The organism is Acinetobacter sp. WCHAc010034, assembly GCF_001696615.3.
Classification (GTDB): domain Bacteria; phylum Pseudomonadota; class Gammaproteobacteria; order Pseudomonadales; family Moraxellaceae; genus Acinetobacter.
The window spans coordinates 2698880-2721734 of the sequence record NZ_CP032279.1 but is presented as its reverse complement, the minus strand read 5'-3'; the positions used below and the strand labels follow the sequence as shown (position 1 = coordinate 2721734).

22 protein-coding genes are annotated in these 22855 nt (G+C 52.6%); 9 read left to right on the top strand and 13 right to left on the bottom strand.

The window, feature by feature from the left end; all coding sequences use genetic code 11:
* Positions 1-185: 185 nt before the first annotated feature.
* From BEN74_RS14700 to BEN74_RS14650, 11 genes are all read right to left on the bottom strand, one after another.
* Entirely contained in the window at positions 186-500 is a 315-nt protein-coding gene (locus BEN74_RS14700) for an RnfH family protein (RefSeq protein ID WP_068910645.1), read from the bottom strand.
* On the bottom strand, positions 500-1582 hold the full coding sequence (locus BEN74_RS14695; RefSeq protein WP_068910667.1) for a hypothetical protein: 1083 nt from the start codon (positions 1580-1582) through the stop codon (positions 500-502). The genes BEN74_RS14700 and BEN74_RS14695 overlap by 1 nt, the downstream gene beginning before the upstream one ends.
* 142 nt (positions 1583-1724) lie before the next feature.
* Entirely contained in the window at positions 1725-2180 is a 456-nt protein-coding gene (locus BEN74_RS14685; protein WP_068910646.1) for a bacteriohemerythrin, read from the bottom strand.
* Between the two features lie 278 nt (positions 2181-2458).
* Entirely contained in the window at positions 2459-3307 is an 849-nt protein-coding gene (locus BEN74_RS14680) for a class II glutamine amidotransferase (protein ID WP_068910647.1), read from the bottom strand.
* A gap of 93 nt (positions 3308-3400) precedes the next feature.
* A complete protein-coding gene (locus BEN74_RS14675; RefSeq protein WP_068910648.1) occupies positions 3401-4183 on the bottom strand; it encodes a GNAT family N-acetyltransferase in 783 nt (260 codons plus the stop codon).
* Between the two features lie 138 nt (positions 4184-4321).
* On the bottom strand, positions 4322-4471 hold the full coding sequence (locus BEN74_RS19505) for a hypothetical protein (protein WP_162898197.1): 150 nt from the start codon (positions 4469-4471) through the stop codon (positions 4322-4324).
* Positions 4472-4613: 142 nt separating this feature from the next.
* Complete coding sequence (gene argB, locus BEN74_RS14670; protein ID WP_068910649.1) at positions 4614-5522, bottom strand: acetylglutamate kinase; 909 nt, start codon at positions 5520-5522, stop codon at positions 4614-4616.
* A 10-nt stretch (positions 5523-5532) separates the two neighbouring features.
* Positions 5533-6960 (bottom strand): phosphomannomutase/phosphoglucomutase, encoded by a 1428-nt coding sequence (locus BEN74_RS14665; protein WP_068910650.1) that lies wholly within the window; start codon positions 6958-6960, stop codon positions 5533-5535.
* A gap of 622 nt (positions 6961-7582) precedes the next feature.
* On the bottom strand, positions 7583-8035 hold the full coding sequence (dut, locus tag BEN74_RS14660; protein WP_068910651.1) for a dUTP diphosphatase: 453 nt from the start codon (positions 8033-8035) through the stop codon (positions 7583-7585).
* Positions 8036-8072: 37 nt separating this feature from the next.
* Positions 8073-10112 (bottom strand): UvrD-helicase domain-containing protein, encoded by a 2040-nt coding sequence (locus BEN74_RS14655; protein ID WP_068910652.1) that lies wholly within the window; start codon positions 10110-10112, stop codon positions 8073-8075.
* Positions 10113-10238: 126 nt separating this feature from the next.
* Positions 10239-10889 carry an OmpA family protein gene (locus tag BEN74_RS14650; RefSeq protein ID WP_068910653.1) on the bottom strand — a complete coding sequence of 217 codons (651 nt, stop codon included), beginning with the start codon at positions 10887-10889 and terminating at the stop codon, positions 10239-10241.
* 249 nt (positions 10890-11138) lie between these two features.
* Here BEN74_RS14650 and BEN74_RS14645 point away from each other — a divergent pair, with 249 nt between their 5' ends.
* The 6 genes from BEN74_RS14645 to BEN74_RS14620 all read left to right on the top strand — a co-directional run bounded on the left by BEN74_RS14645 (position 11139) and on the right by BEN74_RS14620 (position 15566).
* The gene (locus tag BEN74_RS14645; RefSeq protein WP_068910654.1) at positions 11139-12065 is read left to right on the top strand and encodes an acyltransferase; all 927 of its coding nucleotides are present in this window, start codon (positions 11139-11141) and stop codon (positions 12063-12065) included.
* Between the two features lie 17 nt (positions 12066-12082).
* Positions 12083-13141, top strand: coding sequence for a hypothetical protein (locus tag BEN74_RS14640; protein WP_068910655.1), 1059 nt, complete (start codon positions 12083-12085; stop codon positions 13139-13141).
* Between the two features lie 122 nt (positions 13142-13263).
* On the top strand, positions 13264-13983 hold the full coding sequence (minC, locus tag BEN74_RS14635; RefSeq protein ID WP_068910656.1) for a septum site-determining protein MinC: 720 nt from the start codon (positions 13264-13266) through the stop codon (positions 13981-13983).
* A 64-nt stretch (positions 13984-14047) separates the two neighbouring features.
* Positions 14048-14860 (top strand): septum site-determining protein MinD, encoded by an 813-nt coding sequence (gene minD, locus BEN74_RS14630; protein ID WP_068910668.1) that lies wholly within the window; start codon positions 14048-14050, stop codon positions 14858-14860.
* A gap of 1 nt (position 14861) precedes the next feature.
* Positions 14862-15134 carry a cell division topological specificity factor MinE gene (gene minE / locus BEN74_RS14625; protein WP_068910657.1) on the top strand — a complete coding sequence of 91 codons (273 nt, stop codon included), beginning with the start codon at positions 14862-14864 and terminating at the stop codon, positions 15132-15134.
* Between the two features lie 144 nt (positions 15135-15278).
* On the top strand, positions 15279-15566 hold the full coding sequence (locus tag BEN74_RS14620) for a PA4642 family protein (RefSeq protein WP_068910658.1): 288 nt from the start codon (positions 15279-15281) through the stop codon (positions 15564-15566).
* 257 nt (positions 15567-15823) lie between these two features.
* Here the strand turns inward: BEN74_RS14620 and BEN74_RS14615 are convergent, their stop codons facing one another.
* Positions 15824-16726, bottom strand: a complete 903-nt coding sequence (locus BEN74_RS14615; RefSeq protein ID WP_068910669.1) for an AEC family transporter — start codon at positions 16724-16726, stop codon at positions 15824-15826.
* Between the two features lie 102 nt (positions 16727-16828).
* Here BEN74_RS14615 and BEN74_RS14610 point away from each other — a divergent pair, with 102 nt between their 5' ends.
* Positions 16829-17716 carry a LysR family transcriptional regulator gene (locus BEN74_RS14610; RefSeq protein WP_068910659.1) on the top strand — a complete coding sequence of 296 codons (888 nt, stop codon included), beginning with the start codon at positions 16829-16831 and terminating at the stop codon, positions 17714-17716.
* Positions 17717-17880: 164 nt separating this feature from the next.
* Entirely contained in the window at positions 17881-18423 is a 543-nt protein-coding gene (locus BEN74_RS14605; protein WP_068910660.1) for a hypothetical protein, read from the top strand.
* A 24-nt stretch (positions 18424-18447) separates the two neighbouring features.
* On the opposite strand, the gene BEN74_RS14600 is transcribed toward BEN74_RS14605, so the two are convergent.
* Positions 18448-21624: a DNA translocase FtsK gene (locus tag BEN74_RS14600; RefSeq protein WP_068910661.1), complete on the bottom strand. Its 3177-nt coding sequence runs from the start codon at positions 21622-21624 to the stop codon at positions 18448-18450.
* A gap of 251 nt (positions 21625-21875) precedes the next feature.
* Here BEN74_RS14600 and trxB point away from each other — a divergent pair, with 251 nt between their 5' ends.
* Positions 21876-22832 carry a thioredoxin-disulfide reductase gene (gene trxB, locus BEN74_RS14595; protein WP_068910662.1) on the top strand — a complete coding sequence of 319 codons (957 nt, stop codon included), beginning with the start codon at positions 21876-21878 and terminating at the stop codon, positions 22830-22832.
* Positions 22833-22855: the final 23 nt, after the last annotated feature.

Sequence of the window (22855 nt, the reverse complement as noted above, 5' to 3'; positions counted from 1 at the left end):
TTAGTAATTTTTAATTTAAAAACAATATATTACAAATATCATTCTTTTATCTTGCGCTGCAGATCAAGCAATGTAAGTTTAGCGCTTTGCCTTGCGCATCAAGCCCGGCTGGAAATGAAAAAAGAAATGCCGGCCAATTCTTAACTGGCCGGCATTTCCCGCTGCGGTTTTGCTTAAAGCTTGAATTATTTCGCGCGGTTGCCCTTGCTAAAGCGCCCGACGGGATTATTCTGCGCCCGCTTGCGCCGGATCTCTTTCGGGTTGACCGTTAAGGCGCGGTATATCTCCACCCGGTCGCCCGCTGCCAGCGGCTGCTGCGGGTCCTGCAGGCGCGCGCCGAAAATGCCCAGCTGCAGCGCTTCCGGCAAATCCGCCAGCTGGCGGATGCCGCTTTGCTCAATGGCATCCCAGGCTGTCATGCCCGGCGCAAACGGCACGGCAAGATGAAACTGCTGCCCGGCAGCCGCATAGGCCACCCAAACCTGCGCTGGCGCAGCCATCAGAATAATTTGCCCAGCACAGCGGCCATGGCTGCAATAATCGCGATAGGCAGCGCTATGCGCACCGCAATGCGCCAGATGTTATAAAAGGCCTCATTGCTGAAATTCATCGCTTTGCGCAGGTGGCTGATTTTCATGATCCAGCCGGCAAACAGCGCATAGATTAAGCAGACCGTCAGCCCCCACAGCATCAGCAGAATATTGAATACCCCGCTGATTTCAGGAATAGCCCAGACGGCCACCGCCGCCAGCGGAATTCCCCACTGCGCAGCCGCCGCCAGCTGGCGCTGCTGCAGCTGCTCGCGCGCCATCTGCAGGAGCAGCGCCGCCGCCATGACCGCGCCGAACACCAGCGCATAGGCAGGCAGTTGCGCCTGAACGGCGAAAAAGCCGAAGGCAGCCACGGCCAGCAGCTGCGCAAGCCAGACCGGCAGCGCCATTTTGCTGGCGCTATCCTGCTGCTGCACCGCGCTCAGGCTGGACTGCCAGTACAGCCCCATGCCCAAGCCGCTGGCCACTAAGGCCAAAACAGCTGCGCTGCCCCATTCGCCGAATTCAACCGGCGTGATATGCCATGCAGGCAAACCGGTTCCAAACACATTGGCTAAAATCAGCGAGGCCAGCACGCCGGCCGCAGTTAACGCTACCAGAATCGGGCGCGCCGCCAGCGACAAGGCAAAAGCGGCCAGCGCCAAGCCGGCATAAAAAATGCTGGCTGAAGCCGGCGCATTGGCCAGCTGATGCGTAGCCTGCGCAGCATTGGACAGCATGCCGCCGGCCAGAAATGGAATAAAAACCGCAGCCAGCCAGCCGGCAAGGCGCCATTTTGAAGATGCATCCGCATCGCGGGTTAGGCTGGACAAGGCCTGCAATGCCGTGGTTTTTGAGCGCTTCGCCAGCGCAATTTCCAAATAGCAGAGCGGCAGCGCAGCAATCAGCATGGCCGCCAGCCACAGCAGCCAAAAGTCCAGCTGGCGGTCAGCCTGAATACCGGTTATTGGCGCGAGCGTCGCAATAATAATAAACGATAGGCAAAACGCCATCAGCGGCGGTAACCATTTTGACATCGCATTGTCCTGCATGATGCGTTCCTTGTTAAAATCTAGCGCTATTTTGCCCTGCTCACAGCTGAAAATCAAAAACAAAAAGCAAACCACCATAACAGTGATTTGCTGCGCTAATTGATGCTGAGCTTTTAATTCTTGTTTTCCCGCTTACTCTTTTTTATGAGAAGAAACGAGCGAACCAGTTTTTGCCTTTTTTCTTTTCTTTCTCTTTAATAATGCCCATCATATTTTCTTTCACGGCGCCGACATAATCCGCGTCATCGTGCTGAATATGATTAATCAGCCATTTTGAAAGCACTTCATGCAGTTCAGACTCAATCGCCTGCCCCATTTCAAAGCGGTCGCGGTAAGATTCAATTTTCTTAATGAATAAATCATGCACGCGCTTGTGCGGCACGCGGTATTTATAGCCGGCTTCTTCCTGAAGGGATTCTTCAAAAGTAAAATGCGACTGCGTGTAATCAATAATATTTTCAAGAATCTGCTTTACGCGGTCACGGTCTGTATTTGCATTAATGCCATCAATTTCATTAATGTAGTCAAGAATCCGTTTGTGCTGATCATCAATCACATCGATGCCAGTATTATATTCTGGTATCCATTTCATTCTCATTACGGCCGCCTAATAATATCAAGGACATATCACATAAATTTCATGATATCGCTAAACAGGACAAATAAAAATGCAGTGAATTACTCGGGTTTAAGGGGAAGTCCACATTTTCTTTGCATGCTGCTGTTTTACATGAAATTTACCGGATAATCCCGACCATAAAGCTAAGATATTTTTTAACCAATTCAATAGTTTATATATTGAGGTATTTCTAAATAATTTTCCTGAAAAGCCCCAATCCGCCTAAAAAATCTGCACACTGCAGCACGTTTTTTGAATTAATATTGATCTGCTTTGGTCAGGCGCTTAAGAGACGGGTCCAGCAGCTCGCGCTCCAGGCGGGCAACCCGGGTCTGGCCATGGCGCACCGGACGCCCGTCCCGGAATAAAATCATTTCGCCCGGCGCAAACGCGGTCCAGACTTCATTCTGCGTCAGCGGTTCCGTGGTGATGACCGCGACCCGGTCTTCCGGCGTGGTGACTTCACTGAAATCCACCTCAACATCCAAATCAATCAGCTGCGCCGGCTTGAACGGATATTCGCGCACCAGCCAGTGCAGCTTGGTAATGGCGTAGGCAAACAGCGCCTGGCCGTTGGACAGGCAGAAATTAAAGGTGCCATGCTCCGCAATTCCCGGCGCAATTTCCAGCAGCGCATCAAAGATCTGCTCTAAAGACGGTTCGGCATAGCCAAAGCGCTTCACCAGCTGCTCCAGCAGATAGCAGAAAGCCAGCTCGCTGTCGGTATTGCCAACTGGGGTAAAGCGCCCCGCCAGTTCCGGCTTGAAATCATGCAAATCGCCGTTATGGGCAAAAATCCACTGCCGGCCCCACAGCTCGCGGCTGAACGGATGGGAGTTTTCCAGATTGATTTTGCCCTGCGTCGCCTTGCGGATATGCGCAATCACATTGCGCGATTTAATCGGATAGTTGCGGATGAATTCCGCAATCGGCGATTCGACGGCAGACTGGTTGTCGGCAAACAGCCGGCAGGCCTTGTCTTCAAAAAAAGCGATGCCGAAGCCGTCACAGTGGTCAGAGGTGATTCCCGCGCGCTGCGAGAAGCCCCGGAAAGAAAAGGTAATATCCGTCGGTGTCGCGCAATTCATTCCAAGCAGCTGGCACATAAGCCTTCATCATCTGTTTAATCCACCACACAGCTATTCTGCATCACTCCTTATGCCATTTCAAACGGGAAAATCCGCATTTTTTATGAATTTTTACGCATTCGCCATCATTTTTTTCTGCAGAATGAAGTTTTTCGCCAGCTGGCCAACCTCAAGGTAGACAAAATAATCCAGGCAGTTGAATGCTTCATCATAAAAGGCCTGCTGCGACAGCTGCGCCTGCATTTTCAGGTAAACATCAAAAAGCTTAGGAATGCGCTCATCCTGCTGCAGGCTGTACTGCGGATACGGCGGCTCAAAAGCCTGCTGCGCCTGGATGCCGCAGCGGGCATGTTCAGGCAGCGCCTGCATGCGCTGATGGGTATAGTAGGCCCGCGCTTCATTGCCCTGCAGCCGGATGCTGACGCAGCCGATCAAATGCTTGGCGCGCATTTCCAAAATGACTTTCGGCAGCAGGTTCAGCCACAGCACCGACAGCGCCTTGCCTGAGCGGCAGCGCGGATGCACGCAGGTGCGGCCGATTTCAACAATATTTTCCAGATGGCCCAGCTCATCGGCAATTTTAAATTCCTGATGGCTGTAGCTCTGGTACAGCTCATGGCCCTGAAAAAGCTTCAAGCGCGTATAGGCGACAATTTCATTGCTCCATTTGTCGCGCAGCACCGCATGCTGGCAGCTGAAATCGTACAGGTCCTGATCCAGCCCGGCCTCAAACTGAATGCCGAACTGCTGCGAAAACTGCGCAGTCCGGAAACGCTGCGCCTCCTGCAGCCCCTGCAAATCCTCAATCCATTCAAATTTATAGGCAGCGCCGGCGGCTTTTTTCTGAAATGGAAATGCAAAGTTTTGACGGTACTGATTTAGCTTGTCCAACATCTGATGCGCCCTTGGGTTTTTTTCTACACTAGGCAATGCCGATGACATTTTGATGACGCACAGGCCGCAAACAGGCAATAAAAAAGCCTCATTGCAATGAGTAATGCTGATCAGTTAAGGAGTTCTACAATAAGCTCCTTAACTTTTGGGCCATGCACGGCGGAGTCTTACCGTTTTTAAATCGGATTTTTGGAGCTCGTTTTGTTCTTTTGTTTCGCCAAAAGAACCAAAAGCATTTGTCATCCGCGAAACCTGTTCACTTTCTGCACTTAAATAATTTTGTTGCAAAAACAGTCCCTTTCAAAGGCCTGGCAGGTTGCGGATGACGCTTCCGCGTATCAAATAAAGTCTAGAATTTAAAAAGAAAATGCCAGTCAATTTCTTAACTGACTGGCATTAATTGCAATGAGGCTTCCGCTTCAATCCCAAATCAGGCTTTTTTCAGGCTGCTGCGGTTGGTAATCAGCGTACCCACGCCATGGTCGGTGAAGATTTCCAGCAGCGTGGCATGCGGCACGCGGCCATCGACAATATGCGCGCTGACCACGCCGCCTTTGACTGCATCCAGCGCGCAGCCGACTTTCGGAATCATGCCGCCGTAAATCACGCCGGTTTCAATCAGGCGGTCAACTTCCTGCGTGGTCAGGCCCGTCAGCAGGTTCTTGTTTTCATCCAGCACGCCGCTGATATTGGTCAGCAGAATCAGTTTTTCCGCGCCCAGCGCTTCCGCCACTTTGCCGGCAACCAGATCGGCATTGATGTTGTAGGTATTGCCCTCATCATCGACGCCTAAAGGCGCAATCACCGGAATGAAGTCCCCTTGAGTAAACATTTCCAGCACATCGGTTTTGACGCCCACCACTTCGCCGACCAGGCCAAGGTCAATTTCCGCCACCGTGCCGTCTTCAGCAGTTTTGCGCATCAGCAGCTTTTGCGCGCGGAGCAAATTGCCGTCTTTGCCGGTAAGGCCGATGGCACGCCCGCCATGCTGGTTAATCAGGTTGACAATGGATTTATTGACGCTGCCGCCCAGGACCATTTCCACCACTTCCATCGTGGCAGGGTCCGTCACGCGCATGCCGTCAATGCGGTCCGACTCGCGGCCCAGCTGCTTCAGGAACGAATCAACCTGCGGCCCGCCGCCATGCACCACAATCGGGTTTAAGCCCACAGTTTTCAGCAGCACGATGTCGCGTGCAAAAGAGCTTTCCAGCTCAGGATCGGTCATCGCGTTGCCGCCATACTTCACAACCAGCGTTTTACCCGAAAATCTTTGAATATACGGCAAAGCTTCTGTCAAAATTTGCGCTTTGCCGATGCCAGTCTGCTGATGTGGCATTCGCCTCTCCTTATTGAGCGTCTAAAATGTCTTGAGCAATATGCGGATACTGCTCCAATAACATGGAACTGAACAGGGTGCGTATTTCATCTAAGCGCGCGGCATTGTCCGCATCAAAGCGTACCGTGAAGTACTCACCTGTATTCGATGCCCGAATGATGCCAAATCCATCATCAAAATCAAGCCGTATGCCGTCAATTTTGCTGATTTCCGCATCAATATACTGGGACTGCTGCTCTACCGCATTTAAAACCGTTTGCGGGATGGCCTGATAGGTGCTGATGTAAAGGTCTTCCGTGCCGCTGCGCTCCGGATAGACCTGCATCGCCTGCGACAGGCTCAGGCCTTTCTGCTGCATATGCTCAATGACGCGCAGCGCCGCATACAGACCGTCATCATAGCCGCCGCCGCGGCCGTCATTGAACACATAATGCCCGGCGTATTCGCCGCCGAACACCGCATGGCCTTGAGATTTAGCCAGATACTTGCGCAGGAAGGAGCTGCCGGTACGGATCATCACCGGCTGGCCTCCCAATGCCTGCACGGTATTTTTCACCAGGGTTGAGCATTTCACGTCATAGACAATCTCCCGCCCTGGATGCTGCGCCAGGCAAATTTCCGCAAAAAGGCACAGCAGGCGGTCTGCTGAAATGACCTGGCCGCACTCATCAATCAGCACCAGCCGGTCGCCATCGCCATCCAGGGCAATGCCGATATCCGCCTGCTGCTCAAGCACCGCCTGACGCAGCTTGCGCAAATGGATTTCCTGCGACGGGTCCGGCGCATGGTCCGGGAAATTGCCGTCCGCCTCACAGCGCAGCGCCGTCACGGCGCAGCCGAGCTTTTTCAGCACCAAGGCTGCGCAGCGCCCTGCAGAGCCGTTCAGCCCATCCAGAACCGCTTTCACCGGATGCTTCAGCTGAATGTCATCCAGCAGGGACTGCTGATACTGCAAGCAGTACTCAGGAAAAACCTGATGCTCCGCCTGAGCCGGCGCCAGTTCCAGCGCATGCTCCGGCACAAAATATTCTTTTGACACATGGGCAACCTGCTGGATCATTTCAGGGCACGGCGGCTCCCCCTGCACAATCCACTTAATGCCGTTGTCGGTTTTAGGGTTATGGCTGGCTGTTACCATAATGCCGTTGCCGCCGTACTGGCGCGCTATGCAGTACAGCATTGGGCTGGAACAGCAGCCGATAATGAGCGCGCTTAATTGATGCTGTGCGCAGACTTCCTGAATAATGCCGGCATAGCCGGGGCTGCTCAGGCGGGCATCATAGCCGATCACCAGACGCTGCTGGCCGGCGCGGATATACTGCTGCGCTAAGCCGTGCGCAATTGCGCGCACCATTTCCGCATTCAGCAGCGACACTTTGCCGCGGATATCATAGGCGCGGAAAATATGCATCGGAAAATTATTATACAGTGACCCCATAATACGTTCTTCTAATCATTAACCCTGCAGAGGCCGGTATATAATTTCCAGCCGCCAATCATATTAATTAAATTATATTCACCCTTAAAAAGCGTATCTTTTTTATATCATTTGCCTTTAATAATCAATTAAAAAAAATTAACCATTTGAATCGCGAAGGTTTAAAATCCACTTTCAGCGCCTATTATTCAACCTGAATGCAATCATTGCAGGCTTTCCGGACAGCCTGAATCCGCCCTGCGCCTTGCCCGGATAATGGCTCCATTAATGCCGAAAAAGCTGACGCGCTCCGCATTTAAAATAAAAAAATACAGAATTAGCTGCATATTAACTTGCGTGACAGATCATTATTCAATTCACGCTTTTTAAATAAGCAACTTCTGCAAATCCATTAAGTTATATAAAGGCAAAAGCTGATCCGCAAATGCCTGCAATTATACGCGCGGGCCGGAATCTTCAGGAAACTTGAAATGCTGCAAACCCTGCGCCGGCTGCTTATCCTTAATCCATTGTTTAAAAATAAAGTATTCAAAACCGCCTGCTTATAATAAAAAAGCGGATTGCTGAATAATCATGCAATCCGCTTTCAATATTGCAGCCTGCCTTTTCAGCAGCGGCCTGCTCAGTTTTTGCCGGTATGGCCAAAACCGCCGGCGCCGCGTTCGGTGGCTGCGAACTCATCGACCAGATCAAATTCAGCCTGCACAACCGGCACCAGCACATACTGCGCCAGACGCTCGCCCGGCTCCAGGCTGAATGCAGTTTGGCTGCGGTTCCAGACTGAAACCATCAGCTCGCCCTGATAGTCAGAGTCAATCAGGCCGACCAGATTGCCCAATACAATGCCGTGCTTATGGCCCAAGCCAGAGCGCGGCAGAATCATGCCGGCAAAGTTCACATCTTCAATATAAATAGCTAAGCCGGTTTTCACCAAGACCGTTTGGCCCGGCTCAATTACCGTGGTCTGCTCTACGCAGGCGCGCAGATCCAAACCTGCAGAGCCGGACGTTGCATAGGCCGGCATAGGCCATTCCGCGCCTAGGCGCGCGTCGAGTACTTTGACCTGAACTTTCATTGCTTCATTCCTGTTTTATTCAGCTAATGGGGAGAGATTAGCGCTTGATCAGCGCGCGTAAATTTTCTAAATAATGCTGCGCCTGCTGCTTCGGATCGATATTGCCGGCCAGCTTTTTCTTACGGCCCAGCCATTCCAGCTCGTCTTCCGGCAGCTCATCCAAAAAGCGGCTTGGCGTCTGCTGCTTCATCTGCCCGCCGGCCTTGCGCTGCTCCGCCAGGGTAATGGTCAGGCCTTGGCGCGCGCGGGTGATGCCTACATACATCAGGCGGCGCTCTTCTTCCACGGTTTCGGCGGCGATTGAGTTTTTATGCGGCAGCAGCTCTTCTTCCAGTCCAATCAGATAGACATAAGGGAATTCCAGGCCTTTGGAGGCATGCAGGGTTAGCAGATTGACCTTGTCGGTGTCTTCCTCTTCCTGCTGCTGCTCCAGCATGTCCAGCAGCACCATTTTGCGGATCACGCTTTCAATGTTCTTTTCATCGACATTTTCCGCGCGGTTAATCAGGCTCTGAATGCTGCTGTACAGCACTTCTATATTGTCCAGCTTGGTTTTTTCCTGCGCCGGCGTGGCCGCGGTTTCCTTGACATAGTCAATATAGCCTGCTTCCAGCATCATCTGGCGGATGATCGGCACCGGCTCATCATCTTCCAGCAGATTGCGGGTAAAGCGCGCAATAAAATCTGAAAATTCCGCCAGCTGCGTGGTGGCCTTTTTCGGAATCGCCATGGTCAGGCGCTGATCGCCGGCGGCCGCCAGCAGGGATAAGCGCTGCTCCTGCGCAAACAGCCCGAGCTTTTCCAGCGTCACCGGGCCAATCGCGCGCTTCGGCGTATTGATGATGCGCAGGAAGGCGCTGTCATCTTCAGGGTTAATGATCAGGCGCAGATAGCTCATCATGTCTTTGATTTCGGAGCGCGCAAAGAATGACTGGCCGCCGGACAGCTTGTAGGGAATCTGCATCTGGCGCAGCTGGGTTTCCAGCACGCGGGCCTGAAAGTTGCCGCGGTACAGGATTGCGTAATCCTTCCAGTTTTTGCCGTTCATCAGCTTATGCGTAATCAGGTCCTTCACCACGCGTTCCGCTTCATCATCGTCATTGCGGCAGGTAATCACGCGGATCACTTCGCCGTGGCCCTTGTCTGACCAGAGCTTCTTGTCAAAAATATGCGGGTTGTTACCAATCACGGTATTGGCGGCTTTCAGGATGCGGCTGGTAGAGCGGTAATTCTGCTCCAGCTTGATGACTTTTAAATTGCGGAAATCTTCCTGCAGCAAGGCCATATTTTCAGGCTTCGCGCCGCGCCATGCATAGATCGACTGGTCATCATCGCCTACCGCGGTAAACTGCCCCATCACCCCAACCAGCAGCTTCACCAGAATATATTGCGCGGTGTTGGTGTCCTGATACTCATCGACCAGCAGATAGCGGATGCGGTTCTGCCAGCGCTCGCGCACCTCAGGATTTTCCTGCAGCAGGCGGGTCGGCATCACAATCAGGTCGTCAAAATCCACCGCATTATAGGCGCGCAGGTTGCGCTCATACAGCTGATACAAATGCGCCATCTGCACATCTTCAGGCGTTTCGCAGGTAGTATGCGCCTGCTCCGGCGGAATCAGGTCGTTTTTCCAGTCAGAAATCATCTTCATGGCTTTGGCGATCAGCTCTTTGCTTTCCGCGCCGGATAAGTTGTCGCGGTGCATCAGGTCCATCAGGATGCGCTTGCAGTCATCGGCATCCAGAATGGAAAAATTGGCCTTTAAAGGGGTATTTTTCAGCTCCAGGCGCAGCAAATTCAGCCCGAAGGTATGGAAGGTTGAAACAGAAAGGCCTTTGGCTTCTTCGCGCGACATCAGCTTGGTCACGCGCTCCTTCATTTCCCGCGCCGCCTTATTGGTAAAGGTCATGGCGGTAATGCGGTGCGCCGGAATGCCGCAGTGCTTGACTAGATAGGCAATTTTCCGGGTAATGACCGATGTCTTGCCTGAACCTGCGCCTGCAAGCACCAACAAGGGCCCTTGAGTATATTTCATGGCTTCAAGTTGCTTGTCGTTTAACTGACTTGCGAGCGACATAGTGTTTCCTTTTCCTGATCCGGCCTCGATTATAGTCATCTCCGCCGGCATTGCATAATCTAAAAGATGATTTTACCCGCATAAAAAAAACCGCCCGGAGGCGGTTTCCCTGATTCAGCAGCTGAATTACTGAATTGCGTAAATGCTGATTTCCACGCGGCGGTTCTGCTCACGGCCCGCCGGCGTTGCGTTTGACGCGATTGGGTTGGCTGAACCTTGGCCCTGCGCATTGATGCGTGTGGTTGAAACACCCTGAGCCGCTAAATAGCTGGCTACAGACTGCGCGCGCGCCTGAGACAATGGAATGTTGATCGAGTCAGTGCCGGTGCTGTCAGTATAGCCAGTCACCAGAATGCCGCTCTTGTTGTCTTCAGTCAGCGTCTTCGCAACTTTATTCAAAGTAGAATAGAAGTTAGGCTTGATGTTTGACTTGTTGGTATCAAATGTGATGCTGCCCGGCATAATCAGGCCGACAGAACCGTCTGGATTGCGGTTAACTTCAACGCCAGTGCCCGCCATCTGTTCACGCAGCTTTTTCTCTTTGCTGTCTAAATAAACCCCTGTCGCGCCGCCCAATACTGCGCCAATCGCTGCAGCGCGGTTATTCTGCGCGCTGGTGTTGGCATTGCCTTTAGACAGGCCATAGCCCGCCGCTGCGCCAACTAATGCCCCAATTGCGGCTTTGTCATATTCCATACCGCCTGTACCGCCGGCTGTTTGACAGCCAGATAATACCAATGCCCCTGCTGCCGCTGCTGAAATTGCTAGTGCACGCATTGCATGCCTCCTTCTTTGAATGTTTTGCTGCATGGTTGAAATGATGGATTAAAAAAAATAGCCCGACCATTGAATTTTTGTTAATAATAAAACCTTTAGTTACATATTGTAATACTTGGCAGAGAAAATTCCGTTAAGTCCGTCACAATTTCTTCACAGTTGGATTTCAAGGCTTTTTTATTTTCAAAACTGCAGCTATATTTGTGGCAATCGGCAAATTTTAACAATTTGATCCCAGGACTTTTTTATATGCCATCTAAAACTAAGAAGCAACCAGCATTAAAAAAAATCATACGCGGGCTTGCAGTCGGCTGCGTCATTACAGCCAGCACTTTTTTTCATGGCCCGCCAGTGTTGGCGCTGGGCCTGACCAAGCTGTTCCGGCAGTCGCGCAAGGTGGATGAAACCAATATCAAAATCACCAACAGCTGGCTGGGCGTCAACAACTGGCTGATTGACCATATTCTACCGCATACCCGGTGGGACATTACTGTAGATGAACAGCTGGATTTGAAGCTACAGGGGCGCTACCTGATGACCTGCAACCACCAAAGCTGGGTCGACACCACGGTCAATCAGTATTTTGGCCTGAGCCGCATGCCGCTGACGCGGTTTTTCACCAAATGGGAGCTTATTTTTATCCCTTTTGTCGGCCAAGCCTTTAAAATCCTTGGCTTCCCGATGATGAGGCGCCACAGCAAGGAGCAGATCGCCGCCAATCCTGAGCTGAAATACCGCGATATTGAGGAAGCGCGCAAATCCTGCGAGCAGCTGCTGAGCCAGCCTTTCACCCTGCTGAACTATCTGGAAGGCACGCGCTTCAGCCCGGAGAAAAAAGCGCGCCAAGGCTCGCCGTACCGGCACCTGCTTAAGCCGAAAGCCGGCGGCCTCGCGCTGGCCTTGGATATTTTAGGCGACAAGGTTGACGCCTTGGTGGACATGACCATTGTCTACCCGGATGGCGCGCCGGGCTACGGCGAATTTTGGCTGGGCGAAGTGCCGCGCATTGCGGTAAATTTGCGTAAAATTGACATTCCAGCCTGGGTGCTGGCCGGCAGCTATGAAGATGATGCCGAATTCCGGGAAAAATTCCAGAACTGGCTTGACCAGCTCTGGACTGAAAAAGACCAGCTGATTGAAAAGATGACAGCAGAATATACCGCTGCTGCCGAATAAGGTTGAAGTGAACGCATATGCCGCAGAATGATGCAGTTAAAAAATCCAAATACCACCATCTAGATCCGGACAGCTGGCCCTTCAAGCTGTATTTGGCCTATGACATCTTTATGGTGTTCATCATTATTTTTAATTTGTTCTGCCTGGGCATGAACTTCTTCCTGATGAGCAATATTGGCGGCTGGTTCTTCAGCACCATTCATCTGTCCAGCGTGCTGGAATTTTACCGAGAGCATCTGCACCCATGGGTAATCAGCACCGAAGCCTGGTTCATTATTTTCCTGATTGCGGAACTGCTGGTGCGCTGGGGTATTGCCATTATTAACCGGCACCATCAGCGCTGGTTTTTCTTTCCTTTTATTCACTGGTATGAAGTGCTGGCGGTGATTCCGCACCTGCGCTTTTTACGGCTGTTCCGCGCCGGCAGCATCGCCTACCGCCTGTATGAAATGGGCTATCAGATTTTCCCCGCCTCTTTGCAGAAAAAAGGCCTGTTTTATTACCGCGTGGTGATGGAAGAGCTGTCTGACCGCATCGTGATAACCGTGCTGGATGGCCTGAAGCACGAGCTGAGCACCAGCACCACGCATAAGGATCTGATCAGCAGCCTGGTGCAGCACCACCGCGAGATGTTTGCGCAGGTGCTGGCCGAAATGCTGCAGGAAAACCTCAGCAGGGAGCTGCGCGCTGACCGCGAGCGCATTGCCAAAAACGTCGGGCAGATTGTCAACCGGGCCATAGAAGACACGCCGGAACTGACCCAGCTGCTCAGGCTGATTCCGATTGTCGGCGGGCGCATTGAACAGCAGATTCAAAGCATCGGGCAGCGCCTGGGGGAAAATATTACCCAGGGCCTGATCGACCCTTTCGCGGACCCAGCGGCATCCACCGCCGACAGCCCAAACCTTTATGCTGATATTTCCAAGCGGATCAGCCAGATAGAGGTTGAAAACAACGCGCAGCTGGATGCGCTGGTGCGTTCCGCGGTTTTTGAAAGCCTGCATGCGGTGCGCAAGCAGGTCAAGGTCAAGCAGTGGCAGCAGATCATGCAGGAGCAGGATCAAGCCAAAGATTAAGCAGCGGGGCAAAATATTTGTCTTTCGCGCTAGAGAATTGCGCCGTTTTGCTCTAGCATTTGCTGTATTTACGGCATCACTTCGGCATAAAACCAATAGCTCAGAAGTACTAAGGAATAATTATGGCTGACATACGGATAAAAGGCAGAATGGTCAATGCGATTCGCATTAGCCTCGATACAAATGATCATGATGCGATCCGCCAGCAGCTCACGCCAATGCTTCAGAAAGGCTTTCCGGCCGGCGCTTTGGCTGTGATTGAAAGCAGCGCTGAACAGGAGCTGATTGAACTGATTCAATTGCTGATCAGCCTGAACCTGCAGCCGATGGCTGTGACTGAAGGGCTGCTGGCGGATCAGGCGCGCACCATCCAGTTCCCGGTGATTCCGGCTGACCGCCAGCTGCAGCAGGTGAAAGCCACCAAAGAGCTGGCTGCAGAAGCCGCGCCTGCGCCGGCTGAGCAGAAGGCTGAACAGGACGCCGCTGAAGAAGCGCCGGCAGCGCGCCATATCACATCTTATCACAATGAAATCCTGCGCACCGGCCAATGCCTAGTACAGGATCATGGCGACATTATCAGCACTGCCGGCATGAACAGCGGCTCAGAAGCAATTGCTTCAGGAAATATACATATTTACGGCAGCGCCCGTGGTAGAGTCATTGCCGGTGCTGGAGGCAACACCGCAGCGCGCATTTTCTGCCACTCACTGGAAGCAGAATTGGTGTCTATTGCGGGAACCTATTGCGTGGCGGATGACATCCCGCAGCATGTCGCAAAGCAGCCTGTGCATATTTATTTAAATGACCAGCACGAGCTGGTATTTGAAGCTTTGCAGTTTTAATGTATAAATAAACACCAAAAACCCCGTTTATACAGGGGGATTTACCATAACAGGAGTGGATTCGGTGGCGAAAATTGTTGTCGTAACATCAGGCAAGGGCGGCGTAGGTAAAACTACAACAAGTGCATCTTTTGCAACAGGTTTAGCCCAGCGCGGCCACAAAACTGTTGTGATCGACTTTGACGTGGGCTTGCGCAACCTGGATTTGATCATGGGCTGTGAGCGCCGCGTGGTTTATGATTTTGTAAACGTGCTGAATAACGAAGCCCGGCTGCAGCAAGCGCTGATTCGCGATAAAGACATAGAAAACCTGTATATTTTGCCGGCTTCGCAAACCCGCGACAAAGATGCCCTCAGCGATGAAGGCGTGGCGCGCGTAATGGATGAGCTTGCGCAAGAATTTGACTACATCATCTGCGACTCGCCTGCAGGCATTGAGCGTGGCGCGATTCTGGCCATGTACCATGCGGATGAAGCGATTATTGTCACCAACCCTGAAATTTCTTCAGTGCGCGACTCTGACCGCATTATCGGCATGCTGGACAGCAAAACCAAAAAAGTTGAACAGAATGAAGGCCGCATCCGCAAGCATCTGTGCATTACGCGCTTCAACCCTGAACGCGCCGACAAGCAGGAAATGCTGACGATTGATGACATTTCCAAGGATATTCTGCGTGTTCCGACTTTAGGCGTGATTCCTGAATGCAAGAGCGTGCTGCAGGCGTCCAACGAAGGCAAGCCCGTCATTCTGTTCACAGAAGAGTCTGCAGGCCAGGCCTATGATGACCTGGTCGCCCGCTTCCTTGGCGAGGAGCGACCTTACCGGCATATCACTGTAAAACCTAAAGGCTGGCTAGCACGATTATTTGGAGCGTAACATGGCAGGATTCTGGAGCAAACTTTTCAGCAGTGACGACAAACCGTCTAGCGCGCAAACCGCAAAAGACCGCCTGAAAGTCATTGTTGCGTCTGAACAGGGCCTGGGCAAGCGCCTAAGCCAGGAAAAAATTGACCAAATGAAAACTGAAATCATGCAGGTCGTGAACCGCTATGTGCGCGGCGTAGATGAGCAGCATATTCAAATGTCTGTGCGCTCTGAAGCGAATCTTGAAATGCTCGAAATGAATATCAATTTGCCTGAAGAGCGATAATCTGATTTCTGATTAGTCAAGCAAATTGAATCAAGGCAGAATATGCGGCATGAGACTGGATGAATAAAGCGCAGCTTTACCCAGTTTCATGCCGCAAGTTATTTTGCCTTTTTTTATTTTCAAAAAAATACCAAGGAGATTGCGATGGCATTGTCTCAGCCTGCAACGTTTAACGAAGAATGGTCTGACGAGCGCGTATTTGCCTATCTGAATCAGCTGCCTCCTGAAGGCGTAAACGGCGACTTTCACGTGCTTTACCATGCTTTCAAGCATATGCGCCCGGCGGACTATGAACGCCTGCTGACGCAATTCACTGCTGACGGCCGCGATGTCAATGCGCTGAACCCTGAAGGCCAGCGCATTCATGAGGTGATTGCGCAGTATCCGCGCCAAAGCGCAGGCTTTCTGGACGTTTTAGCCAAGTTTGCTTAAGCGGCTTAGCCGGATTAAAGCCTGCATCTGCAGCAATGCCCGTCAGTTAAGCACTTTTAATCCTCCCCTTGCGTAGCAGTGCTACTCACCTTTTTCAAAGGAGGGAGCGTTTCGGAATTCAATACGGTATTGAATTCAAGGATGTTCCCCTCTTTTTTAAAGAGGGGTTAGGGGAGATTTATCAATCCGTAATAATAAAATTACGCTTAACTGATCAGCATCATGCATCTGCAGGCTTTTTTACAGCATAAGAAAAGTCAGAACAGCAGCTGCGCCAGCAGCTGAAAACTGGCGGCGAAACACAGCGTCTGCATGCTGATCACACCCGCCATCAGCTGGCTGTCGCCGCGGAAATAGCGCGTTAAAATATAAGCCGCCGAAGCTGTCGGCAGCGCAAAGAAGGTCACCACAATGGCGCTTTCCAGCGAATTCAGCCCAATCCAATGACAAACCGCATAGGCAAAGCACGGCATTGCAATCAGCCGCCCTGCGGTATTCCACGACAGAGCCAATAAATCATGGCGCAATTGCTTAAACTGCAAGGCAGCGCCGACGGACAGCAGCCCCAAAGGCAGGCTCGCGGCGGCTAAAATTTTCAGCAGGGACTGCAGGCCGGAAAACAGGCTGAAGCCTGAAAGGTTGAACAGCACGCCCGCCGCGCAGCCTAAAATCAGCGGATTTTTAACAATGGACAGCAGGGTTTTGCCAAACTGGCCCTGCCGGCCTTGCGCAAAGGACATCACAGACAGCACATTCACCGCGGGAATGGCTACTGCAATCAGCATGGCGAACAGCTGCATGCCCTGCGCGCCATACAGCGTACCCATCAGCGACAGGCCAATATAAGTGTTAAAGCGCACATGGCTTTGCAGATAGACGCCGAAACGGGCAGGCGGAATGCGGTACAGCTTCTTCAGCAGCCAGAACACCGCGCTGATGCTGAAAATCACCGCGCTTAACGCTGCCAGCATGCTGAAAACTGCATTCAAATCCAGCTGCACATCAGCCAGATTGCTGAACAGCAGAATGGGAAACAGAATAAAATAATTCAGCTTTTCGGAATTGCCCCAGAATTCATCCTGCACAAACTGCGTCCGTTTCAGCAGATATCCCATGGCAATCAGAACTGCCAGCGGAAATAAAGCCATGATCAGGTTCATCGCTGCATCCATATGCGCCCGCGGCGCGCTTTCACTTTTAATCAGCCCACAATATAATCCTCATTCATCCTCATGCCAAAATGAGCGGATGCTCATATGCCTATGACCTTTACCCAGCTGGAAATTTTTGTTTTAGTTGCGGAATATCAGAGTTTTACTTTAGCAGCCAGGCAGCTGAACATTACCCAGTCTGCAGTTTCCCATGCCTTAAAGTCGCTGGAGAAGCATTGGAATGTCCGCCTGATGACCCGCGAGCAGAATCAGATTGAACTGACGCATATTGGCCGGCAGCTGCTGCAGCACGCCAAAGAACTGCTGAATACCGCGCAAATCATGCAGCAGGAGGTCAGCGCCTCGCTCGGCATTCAGCAAGGCACGCTGCGCATCGGCTCATTCGGCGCATCGGCGTCCATACACCTGCTGCCGGAACTGCTGAAAGCTTACCGGCAGCGCTATCCGCATATTGAAATTTATGTTGAAGAAGGCACGGATCATGAAGTAGCGCAGTGGATTCAGCAGCGCCAGGTCGATGTCGGCTTTGCCGTGCTGCCCCGCCCGCATTTGGACACTTTTCCGCTGCTGCAGGATATTTTCATTGCGCTGATACCGGCGTCCTACCCGATTGCCCGGCACGCGCAGCTGAATATTCAGGAGCTGGCCCATTATCCCTTTATTCTGACTAAAGCCGGCAGCCAGACCCATGTTGAACAGCTCCTGCGCCGGCATGGCGTGCAGCCGAAAATCCAGTATCAGATGTCGCAGCTGCTGACCATTTTAAATATGGTGAATCTGCAGGAAGGCGTGGCGATTGTCGCGGATATGTCGATGACGCCTGAGCTGCTGCAGCTGCATCCCAATGTGGTGAAGCGCCCGCTGACGCCCAACACCCAGCGCCAAATTGGCCTTGCGGTGAAGGATACCCAGTCTGCCAGCCCGGCGGCCAGAGCGTTTATTCAGCTGGCGCAGGAGATGTTTTATTTCGATGCATAAAAAGCCGGCCTGTGCAAAAACAGTCATGCCTCATCTGCTCCAGCTGCTCCCCAGCCATTCAGATTCTATCATTGCATGCAGGGCAAACTTTTAATAAACTCTTGATCTCACAACAGATTATTTCTATATTTGCAGTCTATTGAATTATATAAGAAAAGATTGCTATGCCAGATGCAGGCCGCACTTTAGAAGAAACAGCTGTACAGAATGCTGCAATGCAAGCGCAAAAAATCATCAGCCTGAATAAATTCATATTTTTATCGGTGATTTCTTTCGGACTTTATCCGATCTGGTGGATGTTTGAAGCCTGGCGCTTTTTCATGCAGAAAGACCGGCTGGATATTATGCCCGCGGCCCGGGCCGTATTTGCGCTGATTTTCCTGTACCGCCTGCTGGATGAAATTAAAGATTATGCTGAACAGCGCGGCGCGGCGTGTGATTTTTCCACAGGATTCCTGTATGGAGGCTTCCTTATCCTCTCACTGCTGGCCAGGCTGCCTGACCCGTATTGGCTGGTTTCAGTGTTTGCCTTTATCTTCCTGATTCCGGCATTTCAGGCGCTGAACCATGCCAAGCGCAATACCCATGAGCTGAACATCATTGAAGCGCGGAGCTTCAGTATTCCGCAGATCCTTTTAATTATCATCGGCGCTATTTTCTGGCTGCTGCTTTTCGCTGCCTTTATACTTTCAGATCAGCTGCAGTGAGTCCGGCTCACTGCAGCTGCCGGTTCAGACCAGAATATCGCGCTTGCCGTTCGCGCCCATGGAGCCGACAATGCCGTTTTCTTCCATCTGATCAATAATCCGCGCTGCGCGGTTATAGCCGAGGCTGAATTTTCGCTGCAGCGAAGAGGTTGATGCTTTGCGGGTTTCCAGCACAAATGAAACGCACTGGTCATACAGGGCATCGCGGTCAGAGCCGCCGTCGCCCTCTTCAAAGCCGCGCGATGCAGGCTCTTCATCATATGGGGTTAAAATTTCATCCACATAATCCGGCTCACCGCGCTCGCGCCAGGCGTCGCAAATCCGGTTGACTTCATCATCGGCAATGAATGCGCCATGCACGCGTTCCGGCTCAATTTTGCCCGGCCCAAGGAACAGCATGTCGCCGTGGCCAAGCAGGTCTTCCGCCCCGCCCGCATCCAGAATGGTGCGCGAGTCAATCTTGCTGTTGACGCGCAGCGCCACGCGGGTTGGAATATTGGCTTTAATCAGGCCGGTAATCACATCCACCGACGGGCGCTGTGTCGCCAGCAGCAAATGAATGCCCGCGGCGCGCGATTTCTGCGCCAGGCGGGTAATCATTTCTTCGGCTTTCTTGCCGACCTGCATAATCATGTCGGCGAATTCATCCGCCACAATCACAATTGACGGCAGCGGCTGCAGGCGCGGCGCGCGCTCGCCGGCAACGGAGTCGCTGGCTTTCCATGTCGGGTCAATCAGGTCTTCGCCGCTGGCAATCGCCTCTTCCACTTTGCGGTTATAGTCGCTGAGCTTGCGGATTTTCAGGAACGACATCAGCTTGTAGCGCCGCTCCATTTCATTTACGCACCAGTTCAATGCGCTGACCGCATCTTTCATGTCGGTCACAACAGGCGTCAGCAAATGCGGAATATCGTTATAGTTGGCCAGCTCCAGCTGTTTCGGGTCAATCAGAATCAGGCGCAGCTGATCCGGAGTGTATTTCAGCAGCATCGACAGGATCATCGAGTTTACCGCAACCGATTTGCCTGAACCTGTAGTGCCCGCGACCAGCATATGCGGCGCTTTGCCCAAATCGGCAATCACCGGATTGCCGGAAATATCCTTGCCCATCGCCATGGAGAGTATGCTGTTTGGGTCAGTAAACGCCGGAATGGTCAACAATTCAATCAAGCGGACCATTTCGCGCGCGCTGTTCGGCACTTCAATGCCGATATACGGTTTGCCCGGAATGACTTCCACCACACGCACAGAGGCCATGGACATGGAGCGCGCCAAGTCGCGGGAAATATTGGTGACTTTAGAGGCTTTGACCCCCGGCGCCAGATCCAGCTCAAACCGCGTAACGACAGGGCCCGGCTGGGCTTCCACCACCTGCGCTTTGACATTGAATTCCTGCAGCTTGATTTCCAGCAGCTCAGACAGGCGCGCCAGCTGCTCCGCGGTGAAGTTCACTTTTTTATCCGGATCGACATCATCCAGTAAGTCCAGGCCCGGCAGCGGCGGCAGGTCGCGGCGCTTTTGCGCAACCTGCATGGCGCGCGACATTGGGCGGCCTGAAGCGTCGGTCAGCGGCGCATCAAAATCAAAGTCGTCTTCTTCGTCAAAATCAGGCTCGGCCGGCTTGCCTGCCGTATCTTGCCAAACATCGCGGAAGGCGTCCTTGCTGGAAGCAATCAGCGCTTTTTCATCTTCTGAAACATAGGACTGCTGCGCCGGCGGATTGAAACTGGTTTGAATTTCAGCTCTGACCAGAGGCGAAGACTGCGCATAGCTGCTGGTAGCGCGCAGCGCCTGCGACGGCTCCAAATCATTCACCAGCAAGCCGTCCAGATCATCCAGCTCCGTGTCTAATCCGGACTGAGGCGCAGGCGGAGCAACGGAAGCCGCTGCAGCCATCGAAACAATTGAAGCTGCTGAAACCTCTGGAACTGCTGAAACCTCTGGAACTGCTGAAGCTGATGTAGCTGTTGAAATCTCTTGAGCTATTGAAATTGTTGAAGCTGCATCATCCACCAGGTGCAGTGGCGCCGCAGCTTCAGGCTGATTAAACGGCGTATGCACATCTGTAGCGGTTTTACTGTTCGGCACGGCCGCCAGCAGCTCATCAAAAATTTCGTCATCATCCCAGTCCACATTGGGCTGCTTGGCCCGATCCGGCGCTTCAGCGGGCGCTGACGGATGCACCACCTGCTGGAAATGCCCCGCCGGACTGTGAGGCTGCTGTTCTTCAGCCGCTTTCAGCAAGGCGTCAATATCCTGCTTATGGCGCTGGTCTTCAGCGGAATGCAGCGCGCGCCAGACTTCTCCGGTCGCGACAACGCGCTGGCTGTCCTGCTCTAGGCGGTGCGCCTTTTCCAGAGTGCGCTCCAGATCCGCATCTTCCGGCTCTTCCGCATCTTCCGGCTCTTCCGCTTCTTGCTGCTGCGCCTGCTCCTGCGCAGAAGACCACTCTTTATGCGCAATATCTTCAAACAGGCGCTCGGCGGCGCGGTCGCGCACCACCGGGTCAACCTCAACCGGCCGATGCTCCGGCGCCGGCGCAATGTCTGCAGGCGCTTTGGCAGGCGCAGCAGCGGCCGGCTTTTTCGCCGGCGGCGCAGTGCGGTCAAATGCCGACTCAGACTCCGGCACATTGCGGTAAAATAAATCCTGCAGATAAGCCGGCGCGGCTTTCAGGGTCGCCCAAGTGCGGTTCCACTTGACGCCGAAAGCCAAAGTAAACAGCAGAATCCAGAACGCCAGCAAAAGCGGCACCGCGCCATACACGGTCAGCAGGCTTTCCAGGCTGCCGCCCAGCTCATAGCCGATAATGCCGCCGGAGGCGTTATCCAGCGTATCCGCCGGCACTTGCCAGAACAGGAACAGCAGGCTGGCGCTGGCCAGCAGGATAAAAAACTGCGCCGCATAGCGGAATGGCCGGTTGAGGAAACTGTGCGGCCACCATACCTGCACGGCCTCAGCAAAGAAATAGACAGGAATCAGCAGGCTTGCCCAACCGAGAAAGCCGAACAGCAAATCCGCAATCCAGGCGCCGGCAACGCCGCTGGCATTGGATACCTGCTGGGTATCGCTGGAAATGTGCATCCAGCCCGGGTCAAATGGCGTATACGTTACTGTTGCAAGAAACAGATAAATCCCAAACGAGACTAAAAATAATGTCATTACTAAGCGCTGTGCATAAGCACCCGACACCGCTGTCATATACTGTCCTGTAGCCAATTCTTCATGAATGTTTTTGTTTGCTGTTATGCTTCAAAAAGCGTTGCAATAGCTCATTATTATGCACCTGTTGCAACAAAAAAGATGCATGATTATTGATGTAAGTTGTTAACTGCAGCCTATATAGCTCAAATCGATTTGCATGATCAGTAATATCGGCCTTAATCCCGCACAACAGCCGGCATCTTTCACGTATAATTCGGAAAATTTTCATATAAAAAAGGATGCCTCAGATGAGCGCTCGCCACTCACGTTTGATTATTCTCGGTTCAGGCCCTGCCGGCTACAGCGCAGCAGTCTATGCTGCCCGCGCCAACTTAAAGCCGACACTGATTGCTGGCCTGCAGCTGGGCGGCCAGCTCACCACCACCACTGACGTGGACAACTGGCCGGGCGATCCGGAAGGCTTAACCGGCCCTGCGCTGATGGAGCGCATGCAGGCGCATGCGGAACGCTTCGGCACTGAAATTGTCTATGACCATATCAATGAAGTGGATTTAAGCGTCCGCCCATTTGTGCTGAAAGGCGACATGGACGAATTCACCTGCGATGCGCTGATTATCTGCACAGGCGCAACCGCGCAGTATTTAGGCCTTGAATCAGAAGCAGCCTTTATGGGCCAAGGCGTCAGCGCCTGCGCAACCTGTGACGGCTTCTTCTATAAGGGCCAGAAAGTCATGGTGGTGGGCGGCGGCAATACCGCTGTTGAAGAAGCGCTGTACCTTTCCAATATTGCATCGCATGTGACTCTAGTGCACCGCCGCGACACGCTGCGCTCTGAGAAGATCCTGCAGGACCATCTTTTTGAAAAAGAGAAAGAAGGCAAAATCAGCATCATCTGGAATCATCAGGTCGATGAAGTCCTGGGCGACAGCAAGTCCGGCGTCACCTCAGTCCGCCTGCAGTCTACCCAAGACAGTTCTAAGCAAGATGTTGAAGTTACCGGCTTATTTGTCGCAATTGGCCATAAGCCGAACAGCGGCATGTTTGAAGGCCAGCTAAACCTGCGTGACGGCTATATCCAAGTGCAGAGCGGCACGGCCGGCAACGCCACTCAAACCTCAATTCCGGGCGTATTTGCAGCCGGCGACATCGCTGACAGCGTTTACCGCCAAGCGATCACCTCTGCCGGTTCAGGCTGCATGGCGGCGCTGGATGCAGAAAAATATCTGGATGCTTTGGGCCAGTAATCTCCGGCATTTAAAAAGGCCGC